The sequence below is a fragment of the Pedobacter sp. ASV28 genome (genome assembly GCF_016428855.1).
Taxonomy (GTDB): Bacteria; Bacteroidota; Bacteroidia; order Sphingobacteriales; family Sphingobacteriaceae; genus Pedobacter.
Window position 1 is genome coordinate 1 of sequence record NZ_JAELTN010000101.1, and the last position, 11416, is coordinate 11416.

General features: G+C 38.4%; 9 protein-coding genes. All 9 read left to right on the forward strand.

All coding sequences use genetic code 11. The annotated features are described in order from the left end of the window. The first annotated feature begins 127 nt into the window (after positions 1-127). The 9 genes from JHD79_RS21730 to JHD79_RS21770 all read left to right on the forward strand — a co-directional run bounded on the left by JHD79_RS21730 (position 128) and on the right by JHD79_RS21770 (position 11361). Complete coding sequence (locus JHD79_RS21730) at positions 128-673, forward strand: hypothetical protein (protein WP_233164827.1); 546 nt, start codon at positions 128-130, stop codon at positions 671-673. 300 nt (positions 674-973) lie between these two features. Beyond that, on the forward strand, positions 974-1402 hold the full coding sequence (locus JHD79_RS21735) for an endonuclease domain-containing protein (RefSeq protein ID WP_199121464.1): 429 nt from the start codon (positions 974-976) through the stop codon (positions 1400-1402). 113 nt (positions 1403-1515) lie between these two features. Next, positions 1516-4761, forward strand: a complete 3246-nt coding sequence (locus tag JHD79_RS21740) for an exodeoxyribonuclease V subunit beta (protein WP_199121465.1) — start codon at positions 1516-1518, stop codon at positions 4759-4761. A 295-nt stretch (positions 4762-5056) separates the two neighbouring features. Continuing rightward, positions 5057-5353, forward strand: a complete 297-nt coding sequence (locus JHD79_RS21745; RefSeq protein ID WP_199121466.1) for a GIY-YIG nuclease family protein — start codon at positions 5057-5059, stop codon at positions 5351-5353. Positions 5354-5707: 354 nt separating this feature from the next. Further along, the gene (locus tag JHD79_RS21750; RefSeq protein WP_199121467.1) at positions 5708-8548 is read left to right on the forward strand and encodes a PD-(D/E)XK nuclease family protein; all 2841 of its coding nucleotides are present in this window, start codon (positions 5708-5710) and stop codon (positions 8546-8548) included. After that, the gene (locus tag JHD79_RS21755) at positions 8548-9099 is read left to right on the forward strand and encodes a GNAT family N-acetyltransferase (RefSeq protein ID WP_199121468.1); all 552 of its coding nucleotides are present in this window, start codon (positions 8548-8550) and stop codon (positions 9097-9099) included. Before JHD79_RS21750 ends, JHD79_RS21755 begins: the two co-directional genes overlap by 1 nt. Positions 9100-9102: 3 nt before the next feature. After that, complete coding sequence (locus JHD79_RS21760) at positions 9103-9459, forward strand: VOC family protein (RefSeq protein WP_199121469.1); 357 nt, start codon at positions 9103-9105, stop codon at positions 9457-9459. Positions 9460-9614: 155 nt separating this feature from the next. Next, positions 9615-10601: a pyruvate dehydrogenase complex E1 component subunit beta gene (locus JHD79_RS21765; RefSeq protein ID WP_199121470.1), complete on the forward strand. Its 987-nt coding sequence runs from the start codon at positions 9615-9617 to the stop codon at positions 10599-10601. Positions 10602-10827: 226 nt separating this feature from the next. Further along, complete coding sequence (locus tag JHD79_RS21770) at positions 10828-11361, forward strand: hypothetical protein (protein WP_233164828.1); 534 nt, start codon at positions 10828-10830, stop codon at positions 11359-11361. Positions 11362-11416: the final 55 nt, after the last annotated feature.

An 11416-nucleotide genomic window follows, 5' to 3' on the forward strand; every position in this document is an offset into this window, starting at 1 on the left:
GTAGACTGCGGCGTGAGTGTCGGAAACGTCAGATGTGTATAAGAGACAGAACTTCCACTATTCTAATGTTCCTCTTTGTTTTATAGACAGCGTTTTTCAATTGGCGTAAAATATGAATCTGTTGAGAATGTTGTTTCAAGAATTTAAAATACAAAATCCACGTTTATATAACAACATTTTACCAGATAAGAAATCTCAAATGTCTGTGTCAGATTTTCTTGATAAGATAAAGAATGAAACAACGGATACTCTTCAAGAAAACTATTTTAAAAATAGACAACGAACCTCCACAAAAAATGGAATTCCGAAGGTAGATGCCGTGGTTTTATTTTTAAAAGCGTTACAAAATAACGGAGTAGAATATTTACAAGATTTGCAAACAGCTTTTTATAATAGTAAGTTAGAAAATAACATAAAATCAATACCAGGGCAAAATAGCGGAATTTCCTTGAAATACTTTTACATGTTTTCTGGGTTTAAGGATTTAATTAAGCCTGACAGAATGATATTATCCTTTTTAAAAGACCGATTCAATAAATCTTTTAACCACGATGAAGCATTAGTACTGCTTATGGAAACTGCTGTAAATTTGAGTAAAGAATTAGGAATGGAAATTACTCCAGCATTTTTGGATAATAAAATTTGGTATTATCAAAGAAGCAAAATAATTTAGTTATTAAATTCCTCTTATAGTTATTCAAGATGTTAAGCAAAATCTTAAAATAAGAATTTGTAGCCATAGAAAAACCTAAGTCAATAGCTTTGTAGTATTTTTTCCAAACATTTTGGCACATTATAGGACAAATCATGTCAAACAAATCCCAACAGGCGTTCCATTCGGCTACAAGGATATGATTAATCGCAGGAGGGGTTATTAAGAATGGGAAACGGTTTCTAAGCAATGTCCAAATTCCCCTCTGATAGAGGGGTGCCCAACGGGCGGGGTGTTTAAATAAAATTAAAAGCTACCATTATGAAACGTCGATTAGATGAGCCAATTATCATTAACGAAGTGACAATAAAGCCATTTCCAATAACCGAATTGCCTTATAACCCCAAACTGAAAGAGCGAGCAAAAGCATTGCGTTATGCCGAAAACCTGCCCGAAGTTTTATTTTGGATACAGGTAACAAAAAGCAGGTTTCATAAAATAGATTTCGACAGGCAGCGTATCATAGGAAACTACATTGTAGATTTTTATGTAAAACAATTAGGTTTGATAATAGAAATAGATGGGGCTAGCCACGACTTTGATGGTGACTATGATGAACAAAGAGAAAAATATCTAATTTCTTTAGGGCTAAAAGTTTATAGAATTACAGTTGTAGATGTGCTTAAAAATATGGATTTTGTATTGATGGAATTAGAGAACTATATTGTAGAACATTACGGAGAAAAATAGCAGAAAACAAACACCCCGCCTTTCAGGCACCCCTCTATCAGAGGGGAATTCTGGATCTGCTACCCCCCTCTTACAAGGGGTGGTCGAAGACCGGGGTGTTAAAAACCAAAAAAATGCCAAAACCACTCAAAATATTACAAGCATCTGCAGGTTCCGGAAAAACTTTTAGCCTTGCCGCACATTATCTGATCCTACTTTTCAGTGGAGAAAATAAATATCGGGAAATACTGGCGGTAACTTTTACCAATAAGGCAACCGAAGAGATGAAATCTAGGATTTTAGAGGTGCTTAAAGGTTTTGCCGCAGGGGATCCCTCAAATAAAATAGAGAGTTATCGCACATTGGTACTGGCTGCTTATCCAGAGTTCAATGCAGAAATTCTAAAACAAAAGGCAGATAAGATCTATCGTAAAATATTACATGACTACAGTCGATTTGCAGTAAGTACCATTGATGGTTTTGTGCAAAAAGTAATCCGTGGTTTTGCTTTTGAGTTGGGCTTAAATGCAGACTATACCTTGGAAATGAACTATGACAAGGTAAAAAACGAGCTGGTACAGAAACTGGATGAAAGCTTAAACCATAACAAACAATTGTTGCAATGGATTATAGATTTGGCGCTAGAACGCATTGGCGATAATAAAAGCTGGAACTATAAAGCGGAATTGATGAACTTGATCAGTGAGGTCTTTAAAGATAGTTATGAAGTTTTTGAAATTTCAATAAACACTTTGGGTTTAGATAATTTGGACCAACTATTCAAAAGATACATTAACCTGACCAAAACCGAAATCAACCTCTTCCAAGATCGGTTGAAGGAGCTGGCTAGTAGGGCATGGCAAGTTTTTGAAAATTATGGCATTACAGCAGACCAATTAAAGGGTAAATCACGTAATGGATTGTTGAAGATAGTCAATATTACACGTGGTGATTTTTCTAAATTAGATGCTGTTTTTAAGCTTATTGATGAACCCACAGAATGGTTTCAAAAAGGGGTAGACCTACCTCAGCTTTATGAGGAGCTGAATCCGTTAATGGTGGCTATCAAAGCACATTATGATGATAATCTAGCTACTTATAGTTTGTCCATTGCTTTTAATAAAAATCTCTATTATTTACGATTAATGCAAGAAGTAGCGGTGCTGCTTAGCGATTACCGTAACGAGAACGATAACCTCTTAATTAGTGATGCGCAAAAACTGATTACAGGTATTACCGATGATGCGGGTGAAAATCCATCTTTTATCTGGGAAAAGGTTGGCAGTAAATATCGAAACTTTCTGTTCGATGAATTTCAGGACACTTCGGTTAACCAATGGAAGAGCTTTAGGTCTATTTTATCAAATGCCATTGCTTCTCCAAGTCAAAAGCATATAGACAATTTAATTGTTGGAGATACCAAACAGTCTATTTATCGTTGGCGTAATGGCGACTGGAATATCTTACACCAACAGGCAAAACAGGAAATAGGAACGGATAATGTACTCGACGATAACCTAGAGGAGAATTATAGAAGTACAGAAAATATCATCTCTTTTAATAATTATTTATACCAATCCCTACCTCTGGTAGTGCAGAACCAGTTAAATGCCAATGTAGCAGAAAAATCTGATGAGTTATTGTATTGGTGGGATGAGCAGGGTTATAGCGATATTGTGACTTCGGTTTATGCCAAGGCAAAACAGAACTTGTCGCCATTTACGCAAAAGGGGGGTACTATAAAAGTAAAACGCTTTGGCAAGGCCGATGCAGGAGATGACATAGAAAGATTCTCGGAAACGGTATATCGTGAAATTGCATTGAAGGATGTAATTGAAGAAATCAAAGTATTGAAGATAGATAAAGGCTATCAGGCAAAAGATATGGCCATTCTAGTCCGCTCTAATTTCGAGGCCATGCTCTGTGTGACCCGCTTAATGGAGCAGGATATCCCTGTTTTATCGGGTGAGGCCTTAATGGTAGCCAACAATAGTGCCGTTCAGCTTATCGTAAATACTTTGAAGGTCTTGGTGGGCATAGATTCGCAAACGGCCTTATATAAAGCAAATAGTATTGCGCTATATCATCGCCTGCATCAAAAAGAAATTCTACCGACGGCCTATTTGAGCTTAACGAATAGGCCACTACATAGTTTATCAGCTTTATTGCCAAAATCACTTTGTGAAAATTGGCAAAGCTGGATGCAATTGCCATTAATAGAATTGGTTGAAAATATAATTGACGCTTACCAATTAACTGGCCTAAAACAGCATATTCCCTATTTGTTGGCCTTTAGGGATTTAATTGCTAATGCTACTCAGCTTGGAGAAAGGGGCATCGTTAACTTTCTAACTTGGTGGGACGAAGATGGTGTACAGAAATCATTACCGTCTCCTGATGAAGCAAATGCAGTACAGGTAATTACCATACATAAATCTAAGGGTTTGGCGTTTAGGGCCGTATTTGTGCCCTTTTGCAACTGGGAACTTAAAACAAAGGCCAACTCTATTTTTTGGGTTTCGGCTACCGATACGATTTATAAGGAGCTAGGCGGCATTCCTTTAAAATTTGCGGACGAACTGAGCAACTCGAGCGTAGCGAGAGCTTATTATAAAGAATTATTGGATAGTAATTTGGATGCATTGAATATGTTGTATGTGGCTACAACCAGGTCCAAAGATTATTTATACCTATCGATAATGGAAAAGAAAGACCCTACAAACATTAGCACTGTAGGTGATGCCGTGTCGCAGGTGGTGGGCCAGTTGAGTGCAGTAGAAGAAGATGACTTTAACGCAACCAATCGATATGAAATTGTGGATGATGTTTGGCTAGAAGAAGAGGTCAATGCAAATCATGGGTTTGAGTTATTGTCCTATCCTACCACCAATCGTTTGTCGGCTTTGTATGTGCCCTCTCAGGAAAAGCATTTACAGCATGTGTTAAACATAGAGGAATCTGGGCGTATAGGTACGATTAAACATGAAGTATTGGCCAATGCGGCTAATGAGGAGGAAGTGCAGCGTTATTTAGAGGAAATGTTGCTAAGCGGTGTGGTTTCGCAAGCTGAGCTTGAAGGCTTGAAAGAAGGTATAATGGAAGTGTTGAACCACCCTGAATTGAGTGCCATTCTAGCACAATCTACAGAAAGCATAATTGAAAAAAATATTATTGATGCGAATGGGAAATTGCACAGGCCAGACAGGATTGTGGTAGATTCCGATGGCGTGACGATCATAGATTATAAATTTACCTTAGAACAAAATGATCAGCATATTGAACAAATTTTGAGTTATAAAAGCTTGTTGGGAGAGATGGGTTTTGTCAATGTAAAGGGTTATTTGTTCTATGCAGTGACGAAGGAGCTAAAGTTGGTGTAGGGCAGGCGTTCGAAATAGATTGCTTTGTCGTACCTCCTCGCAAAGACGTTGTTATTGTCCGCCACTGCGGGGAACGGGCAGTCTTGTTTAAATGGAAAAGGGTTTAAAGGAGGTGTTAGTAGCTTGACAAGATAAAATTAATAGAAAGTATTAACCCCGTGTGGGAAGATCTGTATAAGGAGATTAATGTTTAAGAGGAAAGCATTCGAAATAGATTGCTTTGTCGTACCTCCTCGCAAAGACGTTGTTATTGTCCGCCACTGCGAGGTACGAAGCAGTCCATTTAAAATGAAATATGGAAAGAGGAGGATTAGTTTATATTATGACCAACAAGACCAATAAGGTATTGTATACCGGTGTGACATCGGATCTTATCACCAGGATTTGGCAGCATAGAAATCATATTTATCCGACAGCATTTACATCAAGATATAATTGCAATAAGTTGATTTATTATTGCTTTTATCCCAGAATAGAAGAGGCAACAGCCGAAGAGAAGAAAATTAAGGGAGGAAGTAGGCTTGCCAAGATAAAATTGATAGAAAGTATTAACCCCGCGTGGGAAGATCTGTATAAGGAGATTAATGTTTAAGAGGAAAGCAATCGAAATAGATCGCTTCGTCGTACCTCCTCGCAAAGACGTTGCTGTTATCCGTCACTGCGAGGCACGAAGCAGTCTTGTTTAAATGGAAAGGTATTTAAAGCGGTTGTTGGAGAGGGTGTTAAGGTGAAACTAATAGAAAAAGTATTAACCCCGCGTGGGAAGATCTGTATAAGGAGATTAATGTTTAAGAGGAAAGCATTCGAAATAGATTGCTTCGTCGTACCTCCTCGCAAAGACGTTGCTGTTGTACGTCACTGCGAGGCACGAAGCAGATTCAAAACTATCGATATCAAAATAAGTTGCGTAATTATGCCTAGTCGTAATTTGTAAAATTAAAATTAAATGAACCCATTTTTAAAAGAAGTTGCAAAAGATCTAGTTGCCAAATTTGGTGATAATTTACAGCATTGCGCCATTGTTTTCAATAACAATAGGCCAGCTACATATTTGCGCAAATATCTGGCAGATGTTATTAAAAAACCATTTTTTAGTCCGGCTATATATACCATACAGGAATTTTTTGCAGGAAGCGTAAAAGAAAAAGCGGCTGATTTCTATCTGCAGTTTTTCACTTTGCTAAAGATCTATAATCAATTATTGGGAGAAGAAGGCCTACTGCCAATGAAAAGTAGCCAATTTTTCCCCTTGGCAAAGATAATGCTAAGTGATTTTGCGCAGATCGATAATGATTTGGTTGATGCCAACAAACTTTATGAGGAAATGGAAGATGTGGCGCAGATTAATTTAGAGTTCGACTACCTGAGCAAAGAGCAGTACGAATTTTTAGCACAGTTTTGGCAATCGTATAGCGAAGGTAAGCACAAAAAACAACAAGAGCTCTTTATTAAAATGTGGCGAAGGATGCCTCAGCTTTACCATCGTTTTCATAAGGAGTTAAAGACACAGGGCTACATGACCAATGGTCAGGTTTATCGCCATTTGGCAAATATCGATCTATCGACACTGGATTTTATCAACTCTTTTGATCAGGGCAAGATTATTTTCGTTGGATTTAATGCACTTACACGAGCGGAGGCTAGGGTGTTTTTGCAATTGCAAGAAGGAGGAAAGGCCCTGTTCTATTTTGATACAGATAGTTATTATGTGGAAGATGAGCTGCAGGAAGCTGGCTTATTCTTACGTAAAAACTTACACCAGTTGGGGCTTAAAAATGTATTTGAGCATCATGGTAGTGGCATGAGGTCTAGTCGGCACCTGGTAAATGTCTATAAAGTACAAGGCCAAAGTGCACAGGCCAAAATCTTGAACCAGATCATTGATGTAGAGCAGGTCCAAGGCGAAGGAATTGGTACCACAGCGGTGATTCTGGCAGATGAAAGTTTGTTGATGCCCGCTTTGCAGACCATTGACGATCAAGTGGATTTAAATGTGACAATGGGCTTTGCATTGGTCAGTTCTAGTGTTTTTGGTTTGGCAGATTTATGGTTGTCTACGCAGTTGGAGTTGAGGGAAGATGATCAGGTTGCTTATCAGACCCTGGAAGCTTTTGTTACGCATCCGCTGACAGGTCTTAGCGCTAAGATGAAGGAAAATGTTCAAACGGCACTACTTAGAGATAATGTGATCCATATTGGCTTGTCTCGTTTGCAAAAACAAGGAGGTATTTTCGAAAAATTCTATCATAAAGTGGAGGAACCCTCTAATTTGGTGAGTGAACTTTTAGGGGTAATGCGCTATTTGTTATCTCGATTGTCCAACCAAAAAATACTTAAGAAAATTGATGCCGATTTATTTGTAAAGACCATAGAAGAGCTTACCCGATTAAACGATACCCTAAAGCAGTTTGTGGCCGGAGAAGAGTATCATTTTGTGGTGCAGCTCATTCAAAAATCATTACAGGGCGTTTCGGTTCCATTAAGTGGCGATCCATTAGAAGGGGTACAACTGATGGGGCTCTTGGAAAGTCGTAACCTTAATTTCGATAATGTAACTTTTTTGGGCTTTAATGAAGGAATTATCCCCAAAACTTCTATTGGCAATAGCTTTATTCCTGATGGTATTCGTAGGGCTTACGGTTTGCCGGTACTGGAAAATTTAGATGCCATTTCATCTTATATGGTCTATCGTCTATTGCAGAGGGCAAAGAATATCAATTTTGTCTATAATAGTTTGACAGACGAAAGTAATACAGGAGAAGTAAGCCGAATATTGAAGCAATTGGAGTATGAAAGTACCTTTGAGTTTAATTACAGATCGTTAACGCTTCCAGTTAGTACAGAGCCACAACAGGAGATCGTTATTGATAAGAAAGATCCTGGTATTCAGGTTGCACTGCAAAGGTATCTTCGAGGAGAAAAGGTACTGTCACCTTCGGCATTGACCATGTATATTTCTAATCCAATAGATTTTTTCTTCCGCTATATTGCAGAGATTAAAGAGCCAGAAGAAGTTACCGCAGTAATAGAGGCCAATCAGATTGGATCCATATTGCATAAGGTTATGGAATATTTCTATGAGCATGAGATTAAAAGAGAGGTTACGGCAGAAATGATCAAGGTCAAAAGAAAAGGTATTACCGCCTTGGTTGCCAAGGCCTTTAACTATGTGATGACCAACAAGGAGGAAGGCGCCTTAGAATATTCTGGAATGCAAAAGGTAATTTTAGCGATTGTAGAAGCCTACGTTAATATTATTTTAAATAGGGATGAACAAGATGCACCATTTACCATCATTAGCTTAGAAGAGAAAATAAGTACTGCACTGGAATTTGAATTGGATGGCAAAGTGGAGCAGGTGAAGTTATTTGGCTTTATCGATCGGATTGATGAAAGAAATGGAGTTATCCGTATTATAGATTATAAGACAGGAGGCGATAAGCTAACTTTTTCGGATATCGAAAAACTATTCGATACGAATGGAAAGCACATTAACAAAGCACTGATCCAAACGTTGATTTATACCTATGCCTATGAAAGGCAGTCGGGCAGGAAAGGGGTAGAACCCAACCTATTTGTGGTAAAGACAATGGGCGATGGTAATGTATATTTCCGCTCCAGAAAGTCTACCTTGACCGAAGCTTATTTAGAAGAGGTTAAGCCTTTGTTTTTATCACAGTTGCAAGCTAAGGTCGCAGAGCTTTTTGATCTTAATATCCCTTTTAGGGCAAGTGAAGTGAAAGATAATTATGCCTATTCCATTTATAAAACCTTATTTGCTGGATAATGTTAAACTTAAAGTTCAATCCATTTCCCGAATTAAAGACCGAGCGCCTGTTGTTGCGCCAAGTTTTGCCTACTGATGTAGCACTGGTGTTAAAGATTAGGGGAAATGAAGAAGCCATGCGTTATATTCCAAGGCAGAGGGCCAAAACCACTGAAGATGCGCTGGGGGTTATCGCTATGTTAACTAGCGGAATTAAGGAGGGAAAATCGATCAACTGGGCCATTTGTAATAAAAATCGCCCTACAGAAGTTTATGGAATAATGGGCTATGTAAACTTTTACCCAGCACAGGCCAAGGCTGAAATTGGTTATATGCTACATCCAGATTATTGGGGTAAAGGTTATATTCCTGAAGCCATTAAGGAAGTTGAAAAGTTTGGTTTTGAGGTTGTCAAGCTACAAGCAATAGAAGCCAAAATAGACCCTCGGAATGAAAATTCAAGAAAAATCCTGTTAAGGAACCATTATACATTTGATAGATTGGTACAAAAAGAGATGGTTTTTCAGGAAGAAGAACTAGATTCGGAGTATTATATCAAATATAAACCATAAAATATGTTACGATCGGCAATACCCATATTGGCTTCTTTAAACGCCGAAGAAACCATAAAATTCTATACCGAAAAATTGGGTTTTACTTTTCATTCCAATTGGGATGGTTATTTAATCTTTAGTAGGGAAGCTATTCAGATACACCTTTGGCCTACTACAGATGAAGAAATACCTAAGAATACGGGCTGCTATGTTAATGTAACCGAGGTTGATCATTTATATGCCGAATATGAGCCCAAAGGAGTGGTACATCCTAATGGGAAGTTGGAAAGTAAGCCTTGGGAAATGCGGCAGTTTTCTATTTTAGATAATAACGGCAACATTATTCATTTTGGAGAAGACATTTCTGCTGATAAATAATAGATTGATCAGATTTTCATTTGGTAAAACAAACGTTTTAACACATTTTCTATCGTATTAACCGCAATTATATTATTACAATTATGCCACTTACAATCCTTTGCTTTGAACCAAAGTAATAATTATATTTGCCAATGTTAATTTTTCAATAAACGATGAGAGAAATCCAATTCAGAGAAGCATTACGCGAAGCATTAAGTGAAGAAATGCGCAAAAACGAGAACGTTTTTTTAATGGGCGAGGAAGTTGCGCAATATAACGGAGCATACAAAGTTAGTCAAGGCATGTTAGACGAATTTGGCGATAAGCGTATTATTGATACGCCAATTGCTGAGCTTGGTTTTGCAGGTATTGGCATAGGTGCGGCAATGAATGGCCTAATTCCTATTGTGGAATTTATGACTTTCAACTTCTCATTGGTAGCTATTGACCAGATTATCAACTCGGCAGCAAAAATGTTGTCCATGAGCGGTGGTCAATTCTCTGTTCCAATTGTTTTCCGTGGTCCAACAGGTAACGCAGGTCAGTTAGGTGCACAACACTCGCAAAACTTCGAGAATTGGTATGCCAATTGTCCAGGTTTAAAAGTGGTTATTCCAGCAACACCTTATGATGCCAAAGGCTTATTAAAGCAAGCTATTATCGATCCAGATCCGGTAATTTTTATGGAATCTGAGGTCATGTATGGCGATAAAGGCGATGTTCCAGCTGAAGAATATTATTTAGAGCTAGGTAAAGCCAATGTGGTGAAGGAAGGTACAGATGTAACCATTGTAACTTTTGGAAAAATGCTAACCCGTGTAGTCAATCCAGCTGTAGAAGAATTAACCAAAGAGGGGATCAATGTTGAAGTAATCGATTTACGTACCGTACGTCCAATTGATTATGCAACCATTATCAATTCTGTAAAGAAAACCAACCGCTTGGTAGTGGTAGAAGAAGCATGGCCATTGGCTTCATTATCTTCGGAAATTGCTTTTAATGTACAGAAAAACGCATTCGATTATTTAGATGCACCAGTACTACGCATCACTTGTGCGGATGTTCCACTTCCATATGCGCCAACTTTAATTGCAGCCAGCTTGCCAAACGCAGAAAAAGTGGTTAAAGCGGTAAAAGAAGTAATGTACGTTGCTAAATAAGAAATCTGTCTACTGGTTTTGCCAGTATACTATAGCAAATCCCGTTCTGTAAAGATCGGGATTTTTTGTTTTTGGAATTGCCTGAAACCCCGCTTTACGCTACAATTTTTTGCCATGTTCGTCATTGCGAGGAACGAAGCAATCTCAAGCAAAAGGATTTCCACTCCATACCTTAGGTTTGTTAAAGGCAAAATAATGGGTAAATTGCAATAATAAACAGCATCCAATGGAAATCAAAGACGTCAAAATTTCGAAGAAGAAACCCATATTTCCAGTTAGTGAAAACCTGCATAAATATTTGCGTACCTATCAGCGGGATGCCCGCCTGCCTATAAATTACGAAGATCTAAAAGCTTTTACCGAAAGCTATCCCATTATGGATAAAGATGGAAAAGATACACTTTGGGGAAGTCCGATTTATTCGCAAGGCCAAATAGAAGACTTACATAATGGATTAAAGATCATTTATGCCAAATTAAAGGCATCGGGTAACCTGCGCATTGTAGAGCATAAATATATCGATAGAATTGATTATTGTACTTTTGGTAATACCCATCCATTTAGGATAAGGATCGTCAATCGGCTAAACGATGTTTATGACTATTTCTATGTGAAAAAAGCCGATGCCTCCAGGATATACGGCTTGGAACTGGAAGAGATATTGTCGCCCAATCAAGTCAACTATTTGGTTGACGAGAACACCATGATAGAAGAACATCTGTCTCTTATACACATCTCCGAGCCCACGAGACCTGCGTAAAAAAGGGGGGGGGGGGGGGGGGGGGGGGGGGGGGGGGGGGGGGGGGGGGGGGGGG